Annotated in this window: 10 protein-coding genes; all 10 read left to right on the top strand. The window is 59.5% G+C overall.

Translation table 11 applies throughout. From position 1 onward, the window contains the following. Positions 1-22 precede the first annotated feature (22 nt). The 10 genes from J5276_RS13745 to drmC all read left to right on the top strand — a co-directional run bounded on the left by J5276_RS13745 (position 23) and on the right by drmC (position 18,058). Positions 23-265 carry a helix-turn-helix domain-containing protein gene (locus J5276_RS13745; RefSeq protein ID WP_209159313.1) on the top strand — a complete coding sequence of 81 codons (243 nt, stop codon included), beginning with the start codon at positions 23-25 and terminating at the stop codon, positions 263-265. Continuing rightward, positions 262-1,356, top strand: a complete 1,095-nt coding sequence (locus J5276_RS13740; RefSeq protein WP_209159314.1) for a DNA cytosine methyltransferase — start codon at positions 262-264, stop codon at positions 1,354-1,356. Before J5276_RS13745 ends, J5276_RS13740 begins: the two co-directional genes overlap by 4 nt. Next, a complete protein-coding gene (locus tag J5276_RS13735; protein WP_209159315.1) occupies positions 1,328-1,753 on the top strand; it encodes a very short patch repair endonuclease in 426 nt (141 codons plus the stop codon). Before J5276_RS13740 ends, J5276_RS13735 begins: the two co-directional genes overlap by 29 nt. Further along, complete coding sequence (gene drmD / locus J5276_RS13730; RefSeq protein WP_209159316.1) at positions 1,750-4,872, top strand: DISARM system SNF2-like helicase DrmD; 3,123 nt, start codon at positions 1,750-1,752, stop codon at positions 4,870-4,872. The genes J5276_RS13735 and drmD overlap by 4 nt, the downstream gene beginning before the upstream one ends. Continuing rightward, positions 4,869-8,978, top strand: coding sequence for a type IIL restriction-modification enzyme MmeI (locus tag J5276_RS13725; RefSeq protein ID WP_209159317.1), 4,110 nt, complete (start codon positions 4,869-4,871; stop codon positions 8,976-8,978). The genes drmD and J5276_RS13725 overlap by 4 nt, the downstream gene beginning before the upstream one ends. A 61-nt stretch (positions 8,979-9,039) precedes the next feature. Then, positions 9,040-10,455, top strand: a complete 1,416-nt coding sequence (locus J5276_RS13720; RefSeq protein ID WP_209159318.1) for an ATP-binding protein — start codon at positions 9,040-9,042, stop codon at positions 10,453-10,455. Positions 10,456-10,458: 3 nt separating this feature from the next. After that, positions 10,459-11,454 (top strand): O-methyltransferase, encoded by a 996-nt coding sequence (locus J5276_RS13715; RefSeq protein WP_209159319.1) that lies wholly within the window; start codon positions 10,459-10,461, stop codon positions 11,452-11,454. Between the two features lie 21 nt (positions 11,455-11,475). After that, on the top strand, positions 11,476-15,456 hold the full coding sequence (gene drmA / locus J5276_RS13710) for a DISARM system helicase DrmA (protein ID WP_209159320.1): 3,981 nt from the start codon (positions 11,476-11,478) through the stop codon (positions 15,454-15,456). Further along, entirely contained in the window at positions 15,453-17,294 is a 1,842-nt protein-coding gene (drmB, locus tag J5276_RS13705; protein WP_209159321.1) for a DUF1998 domain-containing protein, read from the top strand. The genes drmA and drmB overlap by 4 nt, the downstream gene beginning before the upstream one ends. Then, positions 17,294-18,058, top strand: coding sequence for a DISARM system phospholipase D-like protein DrmC (gene drmC / locus J5276_RS13700; RefSeq protein WP_219256697.1), 765 nt, complete (start codon positions 17,294-17,296; stop codon positions 18,056-18,058). The genes drmB and drmC overlap by 1 nt, the downstream gene beginning before the upstream one ends. Positions 18,059-18,074 lie beyond the last annotated feature (16 nt).

Below are 18,074 nucleotides of genomic sequence, written 5' to 3'. Positions count from 1 at the left end.
GCATGCGGAGAAAGGGTGACTCATGACTGATCGCTGGATGTCCGTCGAGGAAATCGCCGGCTATCTGGGTGTCAGCAAAGACACGGTCTACGGGTGGATAACCAAGAGAGATCTGCCGGCCCATAAGGTCGGAAGGCTCTGGAAGTTCAAGTCGGATGAGGTTGATTCATGGGTGAGAGCTGGCAAGGCTTGCGACGACAGTAGTGAGAATACGGCGAGCGATCCGCGGAGCAGCAAAGGGCCTGCCACGAGAGGGAAGAAATGAGCGAAGTCGCCTGTATTGATCTGTTCTGTGGTGCCGGCGGCTTGACGCATGGTCTCATCCGAGCAGGTGTCCCGGTGGTCGCGGGCATCGACGTCGATACGGCATGCCGCTATCCGTTTGAGGCCAATAATGGTGCGCGGTTCCTCATCAAAGATATCAAGAGCGTCAAGCCATCGGATCTGAACAAGTTGTATGGCGATGCAAAGATACGGATTCTGGCGGGCTGTGCTCCGTGCCAACCGTTCTCGACGTACTCCCAGCGGTACGACACCCTCACCAGTCCACGTTGGCCGCTGCTGTATCAGTTCGCGCGCCTCGTCAAATCCGTCCGCCCTGATATCGTCACCATGGAGAACGTGCCTCTGGTCGAAAAGCACGCGGTCTTCGACGACTTCGTCGCCACGCTTGAGCGGCTGGGCTATAAAGTCTGGAAGAGCGTCGTGGATTGCACCCAATATGGGTTGCCTCAGACCAGACGGCGTATGGTCATCCTTGCGAGTCTGATCGGCCCAATCGAGTTGATCTCGCCGACCCACAAGAAGCCGCGCACCGTCAAAGACGTCATTGGAAAGCTACCCGCCATCAAGGCGGGGAGCGTCCACGACGATGACAGCTTCCATATCGCTTCCAGGCTTTCGGATTTAAACTTGGAGCGCATTCGTGCTTCCCGTCCCGGCGGAACTTGGCGTGATTGGCCCGAGAATCTAGTTGCCGAATGCCATCGGCGAGAAACGGGCCGTACCTATCCCGGCGTCTATGGGCGCATGACTTGGGAAGATCCGTCTCCGACGATTACCACGCAGTTCTTTGGTTTTGGGAACGGGCGCTTCGGGCATCCCGAGCAAGATAGGGCAATCTCCCTGCGGGAGGGGGCGATCTTGCAAGGCTTTCCCAAGAAATACGCATTTGTGGCGGATGATGGCCCTACCCACTTCAAGGCGTTGGGCCGGATGATCGGCAACGCGGTCCCCGTCGCTCTCGGCGAGGCGATCGGCCAAAGCATCGTGACGCATCTCGGCGTCGGAGTGCAAACGGAACAGGCGAAGAAGGGAGGCACCGCGAATGTCGCGCGTAAGCCCCTCGTCGCATGAGGCGAGCCTCCGCATGGCTCGAGTGCGGCAGAAGGGCACTGACGTCGAGCTCTCTTTGCGCAAAGAACTACATGCGAGAGGGCTGCGCTATCGTCTGCAAGTGCCGCTGCTGACCAAGCCGCGGCGGGTTGCTGACATCGTCTTTCCCCGCGCCAAACTCGCCGTCTTCGTCGACGGTTGTTTCTGGCATGGTTGCCCTCAGCACGCCTCTTGGCCGAAAAGCAACGCGCAGTTTTGGCGTGATAAAATCGAAACGAATCGCGCCCGAGATGCGGACACCGATCGACGCCTCAGCGCTTCGGGTTGGCGTGTCATCCGCGTATGGGCGCATGAGCTCCCCGGCGAAGCGGCTGAACGCATCGAGAGCATCGTTCGAAGTGGGAGTGAGCTGCAATGATCATCGCAGATGCGAGCAGCGCGGCGGCTCAGATCGCTCACCACACGATTCCAGAGCCTGGTCAGTTGGTCGAAGCGCGCAGACGGCAATGGATCGTGTCGGAGGTTGATGGCGGATCGACGGGCCCCAGTCTTCCCACACGCCACCTCATCCGATTGACGTCAATCGACGAAGACGCCCTTGGCGAAGAAATCGAAGTCCTTTGGGAGTTGGAACCTGGCGCTCATGTCATTGAGCGAGCGGGCCTCCCACGCATCACCGGCTTGGATGACCCCGCCTCCCTGCAGGCGTTTCTTGATGCCGTTCGATGGGGCGCCGCCACCAATGCTGACAGGGCATATCTCCAAGCCCCATTCCGCAGCGGCGTAAGCATTGAGGACTTCCAGCTCGATCCATTGGTGCGAGCCATCGATATGGCCCGCACCAGCCTGCTCATCGCGGACGACGTCGGCCTCGGAAAGACGATCGAAGCCGGACTGGTGATACAGGAAATGCTCCTACGCCACCGCGCCCGCACTGCGTTGGTATTGTGCCCAGCCTCCCTCCAGGAGAAGTGGCGCACGGAGATGCAGGAGAAATTCGGTCTCGACTTCCGCATCGTCGATACCGAGTTCGTCAGGCGTCTGCGTCGCGAGCGCGGCCTGCACGCCAATCCCTGGACTTCGTTTCCCCTCCTCATCACATCAATGGATTGGGTGAAGCAAGGCGAAGGGCTGCGTCTGTTCCGAGATGCGCTGCCACCTACCGTCACCCATCCTCGAAAATTCGATCTCCTGGTCATCGACGAGGCGCACAACATTGCGCCCACGGTCGGACACTATGCGGTCGAGAGCCTTCGAACCCGGCTGGTGCGGCTGCTCGCGCCGCATTTCCAGCACAAGCTGTTTCTCACCGCCACGCCTCATGACGGCTACACCGAGTCGTTCACCGCTCTGCTCGAACTACTCGACGACCAACGCTTCGCCCGAAACGTCCTGCCGAGTGAGCCCCAGCGCGCTCGGGTCATGGTGCGGCGACTGAAGAGCGACCTGGTGGATGCGAACGGCAAGCGGCTCTACCCGGTGCGGCGGCTCGAAGGTCTCCCCATCAAGTATGAAGATGACGAGAGGCAAATCCGGCTTCTTCTCGGCGACTACATATCGTCACGAGAGAATGGCGAGGGCAGCGCACGGGCCGTCGATCGCTTCGTCCACCAATTGCTGCGCAAGCGCCTCGCGTCGTCCCCCGCCGCGTTCGCGGCGACGCTGGAAAAGCACATAGCGACGATCGAGGGCCGTTCGTCGGCCGACCAGCCCCGGCGCAAGCTGGACGATCGCATCCTTCGCCGTGCCATATCGAAAGCCGAAGAAGACTACGCCGACGACGCATTGCGCGAGGCGGCGGAAGACGACGCGCTCAGCGAAGCCGGCAAACACATCCGGCCACCCAGTGAGCAAGAGCGGCGTATGCTGGAACGCCTGCGCTCCTGGGCGCAGCAGGCGTCACGCAGGGCAGATTCCAAGGCGCGCGCCATATTGGAATGGCTGACCGAGCATCTCCAGGAAGGCGGCGAATGGACGAATGAGCGGGTCATCCTGTTCACCGAATACCGGACGACGCAGCAGTGGATGCAGGAGACACTCGTTTCTCACGGCTTCGGCGGCGACCGGCTGGAGCTGATCTATGGCGGCATGGATCACGACGAACGCGAAGCCGTGAAGGCGGCGTTCCAGGCCAACCCCTCCGAATCGCCGGTCAGAATCCTGTTGGCGACCGATGCGGCATCCGAAGGCATCGACCTTCAGAACCATTGCCACTTAATGATTCATCTGGAAATTCCATACAATCCCAACGTGATGGAGCAGCGGAACGGGCGCATTGATCGCCACGGCCAACGCTCCAGCGAGGTGGTCATCTGGCATCCGGTCGATGACGAAGGCGATCACGGACAGGACATCCTGCGGGCGCTTCGGAAGCTCGACGCCATGCGGGCCGATATGGGAAGCGTCAATCCGGTCATCGCCCCGCAGCTCCCGGACCTGATCGAGGGAAGTCGGCGCGACCTGGATACCCGGCTGGCCGAAGCTCGCATGGAAAAATCGCGGCGCTTCGTCAGGGCCGAGCGCGACCTCCGGGATCGGATCGCAAAGCTGCATGAACGCCTCGCCGAGACCAAGCGCGAGCAAAATCTCACGCCCGATCACATCGAACGGGCCGTGAGAGCGGCCCTGCGCCTTTCAGACAAACCCGACCTCGGGGCCGCGTCTCTGCCCGGCGCTCCCGACGGGAGCATTTTCACCATGCCGGCGCTGTCCGGTTCATGGACGCGGTGCCTGGAAGGACTGGAGCATCCCTATACGAAAAAGGTCCGACCTATCACGTTCGACCATGACGTGGCGAAGGGGCGCGATGACGTCGTGCTGGTGCATCTCAATCATCCCCTCGTCCAAATGAGCCTGCGCCTGCTGCGCGCCGAAATCTGGGCACGGGACGACGTGAAGAAGATCCATCGCGTCTCCGCCCGGTCCTTGCCCGATGGCCAGCTCGAAGGCCCAGCTGTCATCGTGGTTTCCCGACTGGTCATCACCGGCGGCAGCCATTACCGCCTGCACGAGGAACTCACCGAGGCCGGCGGTTATCTGCGTGACGCCGGATTCCGTCGGGAAGATCGCGTGACGGAGGTGCGCCGATGGCTCCAGGATTCCACCCCCGCCGTCTTGCCCGACACGACATTCGCGGCCCTGAAAACCCGCTTCGATAAGCAGCGCGACTCCGTGTTGGGGTCGGTCGATGCGCGCTCCAAGGATCGTCTGCGCTTCCTGTCCAATTCGATCGACACCCGTAAGGAACGGGAGAGCGACGACATCCGGCAAGTGCTGGACGATCTGGACAAGGCCCTGCGCGCCGAACTCGTCGTCGACCGCGAACCCCAACAGCTTTCCCTCTTCTCCGAGGACGAGCGCACCCAGCTCCGGCGCGATCACATCGCCCTCGAAGCGCGTCTCGCCCGTATCCCGCTAGAACGGGAACAAGAGGTGCGCGCCATTGAGAACAGATATTCCAATGTTAGGGATCACACCTTTCCCGTCGCGGTCATCCTGCTCGTACCGGAGTCCTTGACGAAGGGACAGACCCGATGAGTGCCAACCACGACTGGCTCAACCTCATTGAGGTGTCGGGACCATTCCTTGCGGTGCCGGTCCTGCACGAGGTGCTGCCCCAGGGATTGGAAGCCTTAAATTCCGGCCGCCCGCAGCGGCTGAGCGCTGCCTATAACGAATGGCGTGATGCCGTCGATGCGGACGATGCCGACCTGTCGGCGATCCATTCGGCGTGGATCGACGAGGTTCTCCAGAGTGCTCTGGAGGTGGACGATCAGGTTTTGTGGTCGGCGGCGACTTTGCCGGAGCGGTTTAAGGTGTCGCTACCGGAACATGGCGTTACGATCGCGCCTGACCTGGCGATTGTAAATCCGACCCAGGGTGACGCCCCGCTGTTGCTCGTTCAGCTCTACGCTCCCGACACCGATCTCGACGCCACTCGGAATTACGACGGGTTGGCCACGACACCGGGCGACCATATGGTGGCACTGCTTCGTTCCGTCGGGTGCACGGTCGGTCTCGTGACCAACGGCGAACGCTGGATGCTCATTCATGCACCGGTCGGCGCCGTCGCGAGCCTCGCCAGTTGGTATGCCCGTCTTTGGAACCAGGAGCCCGAAACGCTCCGTGCGTTCGTCAGTCTGTTGGGAGTTCGCCGCTTCTTCGGCCCGGAAGCCGAAAGGCTCCCGGCTCTGTTCGAGCGGTCATTGAAACATCAGGACGACGTGACCGACGCGCTCGGTGAGCAGGTCCGTCGCGCGGTGGAGTTGCTGGTTCAGTCACTCGACCGTGCCGACCAGGATCGGAACCGGGATCTGTTGCACGACGTCGATCCGAAGGAACTCTACGAAGCCGGCCTGACGGTCATGATGCGGCTCGTCTTCCTGCTGGCGGCGGAAGAGCGCGGCCTGCTCCTCCTCGGCGATCCTCGCTACGACGCCTTCTATGCGCTCTCCAGCTTGCGGATGCAGTTGCGCTCCGACGCCGAGGAGATACTCGAACGCCGCCGCTCGGCCTGGTCGCGGCTGCTCGCCCTATTTCGTGGCGTTTATGGTGGCATCGACCATCCGCTCCTGCGGCTACCGGCGATGGGCGGCTCGCTCTTCGACCCGGATCGTTACCCTTTCCTGGAAGGCCGCAAGAAGGGCACGAATTGGCGGAGCGATCCTGCCGAGCCATTGCCGATCGACGACCGGACGGTCCTGCTACTACTGGAAGCTATCCAGACCTTCGAGGGGCGCACGCTCTCCTATCGCGCGCTTGATGTGGAGCAGATTGGTCACGTCTATGAGGGCCTCCTCGAACGCACGGTTCAGCGAGTCGAGGACGTTACGCTCGAACTCCAAGGGTCGGCCAAGGCCAAGAATACGCGCGTGGTGCTCGGCGAGATCGAGTCCGCACGGCTCGACGGCGCTGCCAAGATCGTCGATCTCCTGAAGGAGCGCAGCGAGCGTTCCGAGCCGGCCATTCGCAACGCCATCGTCCGGGAACCGGATGAGCGCGTGGCGGCGCGACTGCTCAGCGTGTGCCGTGGCGACGTGGCGCTACGTGACCGCATCCTGCCCTATGCCGAGCTCCTGCGGACGGACCCGTGGGGATACCCCCTGGTCCACCACGCCGGCGCTTTCGTCGTCGTCCTCGGTTCCGACCGCCGCGAGAGCGGAACCCACTACACGCCCAAGAGCCTGACCGAGAAGATCGTCGAGGAGACGCTGACCCCGATCGTCTATCGCGGCCCGGCCGAAGGCGCGGCACGAGAGGATTGGACACTCAAGAGCGCCGAAGAACTTCTCGATCTCAAGGTCTGCGATCCCGCGATGGGATCGGGTGCGTTCCTCGTACAGGCTTGCCGCTGGCTCGCCGATCGGTTGGTCGAAGGCTGGTCAGCCTTGGAAGCGGCGGGCGGAAGGATCGACGACGAAGGCCGCACCCGCGCCGCCGACGACACAGCCGGGTTTGAGCCGCTATCACGCGACACGGAAGAGCGGGCTATCTTGGCGCGTCGGCTGATCGCCGAGCGCTGCCTCTACGGCGTCGACAAGAACCGGCTCGCGGTCGAACTCGCCAAGCTGTCGCTGTGGCTGACCACCCTCGCCAAGGGGCGGCCCTTCGGCTTCCTCGATCACAACCTTCGCAGCGGCGACAGTCTGCTAGGGATCCATAATCTCGGTCAGCTCATTGAGCTGGATATGAAGCCGAAGGGCAAGGCGCAGCTCCGCCTTTTCGGTCGAACGATCCGATCAGCCGTCGACAAAGCGCTCGCACTTCGCATCCAGCTTCGCTCAATCCCCATCCGCGACATCGGCGATGTCGAGGCAATGGCCGCACTCGACGCTAAGTCGCGGATTGAACTGTCTCTACCGGAGCTGCTCGCCGACGCACTCGTTGGTGTATTCCTCGCCGATAAGCGAGCCGTGAGAATTACGACACTGGGGACGTTGGCCGATGAGGCCGCTGGCGGTAACGAAAATGCACGGCTCGGCTTGATGGGGCAAGCAACGGCCGACCTGTCGAATGATGTTCCAGACGGAACGGTACGACGCCCGTTCCATTGGCCGCTCGAATTCCCGGAAGTCTTTTTACGGGAGAATGGTGGGTTCGACGCTTTGGTAGGCAACCCTCCCTTCTTGGGAGGGAAGCGCATTACCGGTGCTATGGGAACAGCATTCCGCAATTGGCTGGTGGCTCACATGGCGGAGGGACGCCGCGGCTCTGCGGATTTGGTCGCTTACTTCTTTCTACGGGCATGGAGCCTAATGCGTAGCAGCGGCGGGTTCGGACTTCTTGCCGTGAACACGATCGCTGAAGGCGATACGCGGCAGGTCGGGTTGGAGGCTATGGTCGGCGCAGGCGCCATCATCCAGGCCGCCTATCCGAACGAACCTTGGCCCGGAAAAGCGGCGGTCGTCACGAGCCGAGTACACGTTCGGAAGGGAGCTTGGGACGGGACGCGTTCTCTGCTCGGTAAATCAGTTAAATTCATCTCGGCTTATCTCTCCGATCAAGACGAATGGAGCCCAATTCGACTGAAGGGGAGAGAAGGAAAGTCTTTTCAAGGATCGATTGTAATCGGTATGGGCTTCCTACTCTCGCATGACGACGCCCAGCAGATGCTTGACGCAGATCCTCGCAACGCAGACGTCATATTTCCTTACCTCAATGGTGAAGACCTCAATTCAGACCCTCTACAGAAGCCAAGTCGTTGGGCAGTCAACTTTTGGGATTGGTCCGAGCAGAAGGCGAGATCCTACGATAAGCCATGGAGATGGATTGAAGAGCGCGTACAGCCAGAGCGTCAACGCTGTGACGAGAACGGCGATTATGTACTTCGAAATCCGTTACCTCAGCGGTGGTGGCAGTATGGAGATAAACGCCCCGCACTCTATCACACCATAGGACGCGGGCGCTTCTTCGACCATCACCCCGAAGGCTGGACTCAAAATTCACTTACCCTGCCTTCTGTTTTGGCCATTCCCGAAACGACAAAATATTGCCTATTCTCACTTATCGAAAATAATATTGTATTTTCGCATATGCTAAAGATCGTTGCGGACGACTCTTACGAAATGTTGTGCATCTTAAACTCAACAATTCACGAGGCTTGGGCAAGGAAGCAGTCGTCTACTCTCGAAACTCGCTTAAAGTATATAAACACGGCGGCCTTCGAAACTTTTCCATTCCCTATTACTAAAAGTATTGATTTCGAGCATCTCGGCAGTTCCCTATCAGAACTACGTCGCAGCATATGTCAATTGAATCAAATTGGACTAACCAAGCTTTACAACCTCGTTCACCGCCCCGATGAACATGACGCTCGCATTGAGAAGCTTCGGATAGTCCACAAGGAAATTGATGAGTTTGTAACTAACTCGTATGGTTGGGAAGATATAGATTTGAACCATAGTTTTCGCGATGTTCCCTATTTGCCGGAGAACGACCGCGTGCGCTTCACCATTTCGGAGGAGGCGCGCATCGAAATACTTCGGCGTCTATCGGAATTGAATCGAAATCAATACGAACAAGAGGTCGAAGCAGGGCTGCACAAGGCTACCAGGAAGTCATCACCGACCAGAAAACGAGCAAGTCTAGTTTCTGGCGATCTATTCAATGCTGAAAACGCTGAATTGGGAGCGGTTGATGACTGATATCTGCAAAACTGATAGTCGCTATAAATGTGCTCGAGAATATTAAGAAGAGGGCCTGCCGATGACAAAACCTAGCGCCGACCGGGCAGAGGCGAGCCCAACAAAACGGTTCTTTGTGTCGATGCTAACGCGCGACATCAACCTGGCGGATGCGATCCTCGACCTGCTCGACAACTGCCTCGACGGTGCTCTCCGACTGGCTGACGGCAATAACGTCGATTACTCGCAGCACTTCGTGAAAATCGAACTCGCTGGCGATCATTTCTCGATAGAAGACAACTGCGGCGGCATCCCGCGCGAGGTTGCCAAGAACTACGCTTTCAAGATGGGCCGCGAGCCTGACGATGACCGTGACTCCGAAACCGAGACCATCGGGATGTACGGCGTCGGCATGAAGCGCGCGATCTTCAAAATGGGGCGTGAAGCGCTGGTGCGAACCCGCCACGGGGATGACACGTTCGAGGTGCCGATCACCTCGACTTGGCTCGAAGCCAAAGGCTGGGATCCTTTACCGATCAATGAGCCGACGGACGCGAGTGAGAAGCTCGCGGAGCCTGGCACTGTGATCCGGGTCGACGAATTGTATGAGGGCGTCGCAAGACACTTCGCCAACGAGGCATTCGAGAACGAAGTCCGCACAGCCATCTCTGAGCATTTCACTATGTTCCTGCAATGGGGGTTGAGGGTCGATCTCAACGGCAAGCCGGTGGAGCCCGTCTTTGTCGAAGTTTTGGTATCAGACCGTGCTGATGGACCGGCCCCGTTCGTTTTCCAGAAAACCATCGACGATGTGCTCGTTTCGATCACCGTTGGTCTTAACACGGGTCGCAGCCTGGGTAGCGAGGACGACGACGAGCCGGGTTTCGAGCGCGACCGCTCGTCCGCGACCGCCGGTTGGACGGTCCTCTGTAACGATCGCGCGGTGATCGTCGGCGATAAGAGCCGCCTGACGGGCTGGGGCGACGGCATCCCGCTTTACCATCCGCAGTTCGCGATCATCACCGGTATCATCGAATTCCGCTCCAAGCTTGCCGACAAACTCCCTGTCACGACGACGAAACGCGCGCTCGATACGTCTTCGAACGTTTGGCTCGAGTCCTTGGTAAAAATGAAGGAAGGTATGCGGATCTGGATCTCGTATACCAACCAGTGGAAGAACCATCCGCGCGCAGATCAGTCGAATTACTGGGAGGACTCCAAGCCCTTGTCTTTGGGCAAGACGATCGCAGCCATCGCTTTGCGTAGCGATGTCAAGAAGAGTGACAGCCAAATCGAATTCAATCCGCAGAAGGCGAAGGTTTTGCCGGAACCGCCAGGAAAGACGCCGTCATCAAGGCGGATCGTATTTTCCCGGCCCGTGGAAGAATTGCGACTCGTTTCAAAAATGCTATTCGACGTCGAGGACGAGAAGCCAGGGATCGTCGGAGAGAAATGTTTTGAGCTGACACTCGCCAAAGCCAAGAAACAGGACGCTTGAAACATGAGCGCCGGATCTTCGCTTCCCTACCGGCTGAGGCCCAACAAGGCCGTCGATCGAGAATTGTTTCTCTCGCTATTGATGCGTTTAGCTCCAGTCCTTTCGCTCGAGAAATATCATTACGTCGGCCTTGGCGGACCATTCCTTGAAGACTTCCGATTGGTTCATGCCAGGCTGGGCGTTGGGCGGATGACCTGCGTCGAAACTGAGGCTGAGGTCCATAAACGGCAACAATTCAACCGACCGGTCGCTTCTATCGAGTGCGTACACAAGACGCTCGAAGACTACCTTGATGGGCACGATTTCGAGACGCCCGCTATTATCTGGTTCGACTACACAGAGCCGAAGGGTATCACCACACAAATCGAACGCTTCGCTCGAACGATCGGCACTGTTCCTTTGGGAAGCGTGCTTCGCGTGACATTGAATGCCAATCCTGAATCGCTGGGGAAGCCGCTCCCAAACGACATCTCCGTTGAGATCGGTGACGCTGCATCCGATGATCGTGCGGCAAAGCCAACAGTGCAAGAGTGGCGCCTCGCTCGTTTCAAGGAACGGGTTGGTCAACTCTTTCCGAGCGGGCTGTCCCCCGAGGGTATGACGCATAAGACCTATGGGGCGAGCGTGCTGCGCGTTCTCAAACTGGCGGTCGAGAAGGAAGCGCTCAATTTTCGCGATCGTGAGATCGTATGGTCACTATCGACCCATTACAAGGACGGCCAGGCCATGGTGACGGCTGCACTCGTCGTGTGCGCAGCCGCTGACGCCACCGTTGGAAATCTCCTGAAGGAATGGGAGTTTCTTTCGACGCCGGACATTCCCCATCGCCTTGATCTGCCCGCGCTCTCCACTCTGGAGCGGTTGACCATGGAATCGAACGACGATGTTCGGGAGAAGATGGCCTTCGACCTCCCCAAGTCTGACATGGGCGAAGATCCGATAACGGTCTTCAAGAAATTCTACCGCATCTATCCACATTTCTCGCGCGTCGAGCTGTAGAGACTTATTCGGGGGCGACGCATGACCTTGACTACTGATCCAAACGTGCAGAGCTGGCTTGCCAATGAACCGACCTGGCCCAGCCCATGCACAGCTCGATTGAACGGCGAGCGTTCGGCCTATTCGGCGATCGCTGAAGGGCATTGGATCGTCGCGGCTGAAGCCGATGGCACTCTGACAAGAGCCGGTCGGATTTTGCGCATTCGCGGTGACCTCGATAGCACGACGATCTATCTTGACCATGTGCATACGTTCCGCACGTCGGGGACGGTGTTCGGCCTGGGGCTGACGCTGCCGACCGGCCCGATCGCGCGCCTCCGGCCAGAAGACTTGACGGGCATTTTCGCTCTCGACGGCATTTCTCTCAACGATGTTCCGCTCATCCAAAACGTCGCCTATGTCCGTGACCTGCTTGAAATAGCCGTCCGCGACGATCTACTCGGACCGGCCGGCGGGCCGCACGAACTCATCAAGGACATGAGCGTCCGCGACCGCTACCTAGTCGGCAAGCTCGCACCCCGTCGGCCCAGCGACATCTATATCGTCGCCGTGGAGCCGGCGACCGGCGCGGATGAAATTCGGGACATCGAGGATGAGCGGGCGGCACCGATCCACGAACCCGGCGCCGAGTTCGCGAGCGTGTCAGGGCGCGTGGAGCCGGAGGACGACGCCCTCGACGAAATCGACACCACCAACAATCAGTCTCTCGTTCCGTCCAGCATGGGGCTCACCTTCTGCGTCGCGCCAGGTGTGAAGTCACTCGCCGCCGAGGTCCGGTGGGGCCGCTACGAGCGCGTCCCGGGCGACGAGCATGACATCGTCAAGACACGTAAAAATCGAGCGACCGGCCATGAGGAAGAGACCAAAGTCAGGGTATGGCGGAGAGTCCCGTGCGGCGGTGAGGTTTGCCTCTCTCTGAAAGACGGACCGGTGCGGCCGGCAACGCCGGATCGTGACCAGCCCGAGGTGCGGCTGCAGGGGACTATCCGAACGAATGCCCAAGGAGAGCGCCTCGTCACCCTCTTCCTGGTGAACGGCCAGTTGGAGCCCGACGACAACAAGGATCGCGCCTGGCTGTTCCAACCGGAAATCTCGGTGGCTGCGGCGGAAGGCGTCGCAGACCCGTCGATCTTCAGACGGCGCCCATCGAATGAAATCGTGGTCGATGACCCAGAACGCGATCGCCTGGCTCTGATCTATCGCAACCGACTGGAGTTCGCCGTGGGCCACGGCGTCTCCGTACACGCGGACACGACGTCAGAGGATTCCGCGAAAGCTTCGCTCCTGCGCACGGAAATCATCCCGCGCTACGAGGTCGCTGTGACCGAAACGCCTGGCCTCGATTCGGGCGACCGTCCTGCCATGCGTCGGATGGTCGATGAAGGGTGGCTTGACATGAGCCACCTCGCGGAGATGGAGGCGCAGCAATTGGGGGAGGCTCTGTCGTGCCTAGTTGACGACTATGCCGCCTGGATCAGGGAACAGCAAGCACGACTGAAATCCGAGATCTCCGGTTTCGACGTTCCGGGACAAGACGTGATCGCCCGCTGCGAAGAGATCTTGCGCCGTCTTCGAGAAGGAATGGACACGCTCTTTTCCGACGAAGCTGCGCTATCGGCATTCCGTTTCGCCAACAAGTCGATGGCACTCCAGCGAGTGCGCAGCCTCTATGCCCGCAAACGCAGACAAGGCGAGACGGCCGACGCAGCGCAACTCGACATCCCGACGAATCGGTCCTGGCGCCCGTTCCAGTTGGCGTTTCTTTTGCTGTCGGTTCCATCTCTCGCCGATCCAGCGCATCCAGATCGGACGAAGCCCACGGAAGCCTTCGCTGATCTCCTCTGGTTCCCGACGGGCGGTGGCAAGACCGAAGCCTATCTGGGTGTAGCGGCCTTCGCCATGGCGATGCGACGATTGAAGAGTAATCTCGGCGGCCTTGATGCATCACGTGGTCTGGCCGTTATCATGCGGTACACGCTGCGCCTTTTGACGCTGCAACAGTTCCAGCGTGCTGCGGCGCTTCTTTGTGCGATGGAAGTGATCCGCCGCGCCGATGAAAAACTCTGGGGCAATGAGCCATTTTCGCTGGGCTTGTGGGTCGGCAATCGGGTGACACCGGGCCGAACCGACGACGCCCATCAAGCAATCGAGGCATTGCGGAACGGCGACCGAAACAAATCTGGTGTTGCGTCGCCGGCACAGTTGACGAGTTGCCCTTGGTGCGGGTCCGAGATCTCCGCGGGGCGCGACATTGAGGTCGATCGTGTCGCAGGAAAAACGCTCATTCATTGCAGCGACAAACTCGGAACGTGTGAATTCTCTCGTGCCGGCTCAAGCGGCGGCCCACATCCCGGCTTGCCCGTGAAGGTGGTTGATGAGGAAATCTATCATCGTCCGCCGACCATGATGATCGCCACCGTCGACAAGTTCGCAATGATGGCCTGGCGGCCAGAAGTGCGAACCCTGTTCGGTCGCGTCGATGAAGAATGCGAACGTCACGGCCTGCTCTGGCCGGGGCACGATTGTGGCACAGGGCATCGCGCGCGCGGCGCTCACCGCGCTGCTAGGGTGAAGCCGGTTCGCGCCGCCGTTCGGCCTCCCGATCTCATCATCCAGGATGAGTTCCATCTCATCAGCGGGCCGCTCGGCACCATGGTTGGTCTCTACGAGAGCGCCGTCGACGAGTTGAGTTCGTGGCATCTGGACGACACGAAGGTCCGGCCCAAGGTCGTGGCATCGACCGCCACAGTTCGGCGTGCCGAAGATCAGGTCCGCAATGTATTCATGCGGCGCACCTCGATCTTTCCACCCACCGGCCTCGACGTCGAGGACAATTTCTTTTCGGTCCAGCGCCCCGTCGACGCGAAGCCCGGCCGCCGTTACATGGGTATCTGCGCGCCGGGTAGTTCCCGACCTGCGGTTTTAATCCGGACGTACACGGCCTTTCTCACCGCCGCCCAAGCTCTCTACGATCGCTTCGGCCCGGTCGCCGACCCCTACATGACGCTCGTCGGTTACTTCAATTCGTTGCGCGAGTTGGGCGGAATGAAGCGTCTCGCGGAGGATGACGTGCAGACGCGTTCCTTCCGCGTCAACATGAGCTTGGTGGATCGGCCGGGTTTGTCACAACGCCGCGTCGATGACGTTCGTGAACTCACCTCACGTGTCTCCAGTCATGACATCCCGCGCTATCTCGATCAGATGGAGATTCCATTCACGGGGACCCTTGACCCCGCAACGGGGAAATGGGCGGAGCATCGGACTCCGGGCTCCCCGCGCCCTATTGATGTCGTTCTCGCCACCAACATGCTTTCAGTCGGCGTCGACGTGAATCGTCTCGGCGTCATGGTCGTCAACGGTCAGCCAAAGGGAACCGCCGAATATATACAGGCGACCAGCCGTGTGGGTCGCTCGCCGCCGGGTCTGGTTGCTACCGTGCTCACTTGGGCCCGTCCTCGTGACCTCTCTCACTATGAGACGTTCGAGCACTACCACGCGACCTTCTATCAGCATGTAGAAGCCCAATCCGTGACGCCATTCTCTCCGCGGGCGTTGGATCGCGGTCTCACGGGGGCGATGCTGTCCATCATGCGAAACACTTATGATCCCTTCGCTCCAAATGTAGGCGCGGGCGCCATGAATAGCCCCAGCCGACCAGAAATGACGGCGACGATAGGCGTCGTTTCCGAACGAACCTGGGAGGTCACGGAAGACTCGGCAAAAAAATCGTTGGCCGAGCAGGAACTCAAGCATCGCGCCGACGACTGGGCCAAGGAGGCGAGCGTCGGAGGTCGCACCCTTGTCTATCAAAAATATGGCGCTGGCCCAACAGCCTATCCCCTGTTGGAAACACCGGGGGTGAAGCCTTGGACGGATTGGACCGTTCCGATGTCAATGCGCGAAGTCGAACCCGGCGTGAGACTAGTGATGGAAGATTCGCGATCGACCAGCGATCCGGTTTGGCGCGCCCGCGTTGTTCCAGCCGATAGGGGTGACGCATGAGCAAGACGCCCGTCGGTGAAATTCGGCCCAGCCAACTCCTTTGGACTTACGGCCCCGGCGCCCTGATCGATCTACCCAACCTCTCTGTCGTCACGATGGGCACCGACCGTTGGGAGAAAGACAGGTGCCAGCCCATTCAGGAGGCCCGCTTACTCGCAAACGTTCGAAGCGTTCTCGGCCCGCAAGTCGAATCGCTCCGAATGCCCCCGTTAGGCGATCGTGATGTAATCGACCCATTCTCCGCTGCGGCGCTTATAGGTGTCCCGGTCAAGCCGTTTCCCCGTTGGTTGCGATGCGTGAAATGCGGTCTGCTGTCGCCTTACGATGCTGGCCTCTTCAAATTGAAAGAGAACCGGTATCGTCCGGAACTGACACGCTTCGTCCATGAGGGATGTCGAGGTTCGAACAACGATCAGCGGGCCAAGGACGCCGATGCCGTGCCTGCTCGTTTTTTGATGGCCTGCCGTGCGGGGCATCTTGATGATTTCCCATGGCACTGGTTCGTTCATGGCGGCCCGTCGGAATGCCGTGGGACACTGAGGTTTTTCGAAAGCGGAGCATCACTGCAAACCGAGAATCTCTGGGTTAAGTGCGATGCCTGCGGCTCAGCGAAGAATATGGCCCAGGCCTTCGGTCAAGCCGGAAGAGACAACCTCCCTGCCTGCCGCGGACGGCATCCCCATATCGATCGGTTCGATGATGACTGCCCCGAAGATCCTCGTGCGATCCTTCTCGGCGCTACCAATGGGTGGTTTCCGGTAACCTTGTCCGTCCTCGCCATTCCTCAAACGGGGAGCCCTTTGGCGCAACTGATTGGAGATGGCTGGACCTTCTTCGAAGACGTCTCGTCGGCCGACGAGGTCGGATTCGTGGTCAAGACACTTAAGAAGACAGCTCAGCTTCCCGGTATCGAAAAGTTCTCCAGCCAGCAAATTTGGACTGCGATGGAGGCTCAGAGAAGCGGAGGCGTGGACATCGACCAAAGCGACCTCAAAGAACCCGAATGGCAGGTTCTCACGGCAGACGATCCACCGACCGACTACCCGCATTTCATGAGCCGGAAGGTTGGGATTCCAAAAGGCTTCGAAAAGGCAATCTCTCGCGTCTTGCTATTGGAACGCCTTCGCGAGGTGAATGCTTTGCTCGGTTTCACGCGCGTCGAATCACCTAACGAGGGATCCGGCGACGATGCTGCGCCACGGGCTCCGTTGGGGCGTTCGGCACCCAATTGGGTCCCGGCGACCCAGGTGCATGGTGAGGGAATCTTCATTCGCTTCAATACCGGTGCATTGGACGCTTGGGCGGACGAGAATCCGGTCAAGGAAATCGATGCCCGTCTGCGTACAGGACATCGAGGGTGGCGCCAAAAACGTAACCTTGATCCGAGAGAAGGTTATCCGGGCGTGCGGTATGTGTTTCTACACACCTTAGCCCACATTCTGATCAGAGAACTGGCACTCGAATGCGGATATAATTCCGCCAGCATCCGCGAACGAATATATGGAGAAGTCGACGGCGAAAAAGATCAAGCCGGAATCTTGATTTATACCGCCGCGGCAGATTCCGACGGAACGCTTGGTGGCTTGGTCGATCTGGGGAAACCTGAAAACCTAGGACGATTGCTCAGGCAGGCTCTGGAACGCGCCCACGTCTGTGCTTCCGACCCTCTATGCTCCGAGCACGATCCTAGCAAAGACCAGTCACTGCACGGCGCCGCCTGCCACGCCTGCTCCTTCGTCTCGGAAACGTCGTGCGAAAGGGGCAATGGGCATTTGGATCGTGCGCTGGTGGTCCCCACGCTTGAAAATCCGAACGCGGCGTTCTTCCGGAGTTCATGATGGGACCGCTCTTGGATGCGGTCGCGAAACTCGTGGCCTTGGTGTCGCCATCGAAGATCGAAGCAATAGCGTCACGACTGCGTGGCGCTTGCGCTTCCGACCGTGAGCAAAACCTCCGGGAGGTAATTGGCACACCAGCGGCTCGATCTGCCTTGGCCGCGCTTATGACTGCATGGCGGGACACCGATTTGCCCGGTGACGTCGTGGCGGGAATGCTGTTGGGGGCCGCTCATTCCAGGCAGCAGACGCAGCGAGACCATAGCGTCGAACTCGTGTGGACTGGACCGACGACGCCGTTCGTCGCGACCCGTCGTACCGAACAGGTGCTCCTGGATCTCATCCGACAGGCAAAGCGAGAGCTTTTTGTCGTGAGTTTCGTCGCCTACGATGTTCCTTCGGTGATTGCTGCAATAAACGACGCTATTGATCGAGGTGTCGACACCCGCATTCTCGTCGAGGCCTCTTTGACCCAAGGTGGTAGTTTGCTCGTCGATCCGGTGGCGACAATGAGAAAAGCCGTTCCCTCGGCCCGATTATATGTCTGGACTGATCGCCCGCACCCGTTCACCAACGGCCGGGTCCATGCGAAAGTCGCCGTCGCTGACGGCGCCATTGCATTCTTGACGAGTGCCAATTTGACGGGACACGCACTTGAAAAAAATATGGAGGCAGGGGTTCTGCTCACGGGCGGACCAACCCCTGCCAATTTGCGTGATCACTTGTGCGCACTAATCGAAACAAAGGTCATTAGAGTTACTGGTTAATTCAGCATCGGAAGTA

The organism is Agrobacterium sp. S7/73, from assembly GCF_019355535.1.
Taxonomy (GTDB): Bacteria; Pseudomonadota; Alphaproteobacteria; order Rhizobiales; family Rhizobiaceae; genus Agrobacterium; species Agrobacterium tumefaciens.
Note: the sequence above shows the minus strand (reverse complement) of the source record. Positions and strands in the feature narration are given on the sequence as shown.

What these genes read in the sequence shown, in the direction of transcription:
- J5276_RS13745 (WP_209159313.1), top strand. Translation starts at nt 23, where the DNA reads ATGACTGATCGCTGGATGTCCGTCGAGGAAATCGCCGGCTATCTGGGT.
- J5276_RS13740 (WP_209159314.1), top strand. Translation starts at nt 262, where the DNA reads ATGAGCGAAGTCGCCTGTATTGATCTGTTCTGTGGTGCCGGCGGCTTG.
- J5276_RS13735 (WP_209159315.1), top strand. Translation starts at nt 1,328, where the DNA reads ATGTCGCGCGTAAGCCCCTCGTCGCATGAGGCGAGCCTCCGCATGGCT.
- drmD (WP_209159316.1), top strand. Translation starts at nt 1,750, where the DNA reads ATGATCATCGCAGATGCGAGCAGCGCGGCGGCTCAGATCGCTCACCAC.
- J5276_RS13725 (WP_209159317.1), top strand. Translation starts at nt 4,869, where the DNA reads ATGAGTGCCAACCACGACTGGCTCAACCTCATTGAGGTGTCGGGACCA.
- J5276_RS13720 (WP_209159318.1), top strand. Translation starts at nt 9,040, where the DNA reads ATGACAAAACCTAGCGCCGACCGGGCAGAGGCGAGCCCAACAAAACGG.
- J5276_RS13715 (WP_209159319.1), top strand. Translation starts at nt 10,459, where the DNA reads ATGAGCGCCGGATCTTCGCTTCCCTACCGGCTGAGGCCCAACAAGGCC.
- drmA (WP_209159320.1), top strand. Translation starts at nt 11,476, where the DNA reads ATGACCTTGACTACTGATCCAAACGTGCAGAGCTGGCTTGCCAATGAA.
- drmB (WP_209159321.1), top strand. Translation starts at nt 15,453, where the DNA reads ATGAGCAAGACGCCCGTCGGTGAAATTCGGCCCAGCCAACTCCTTTGG.
- drmC (WP_219256697.1), top strand. Translation starts at nt 17,294, where the DNA reads ATGGGACCGCTCTTGGATGCGGTCGCGAAACTCGTGGCCTTGGTGTCG.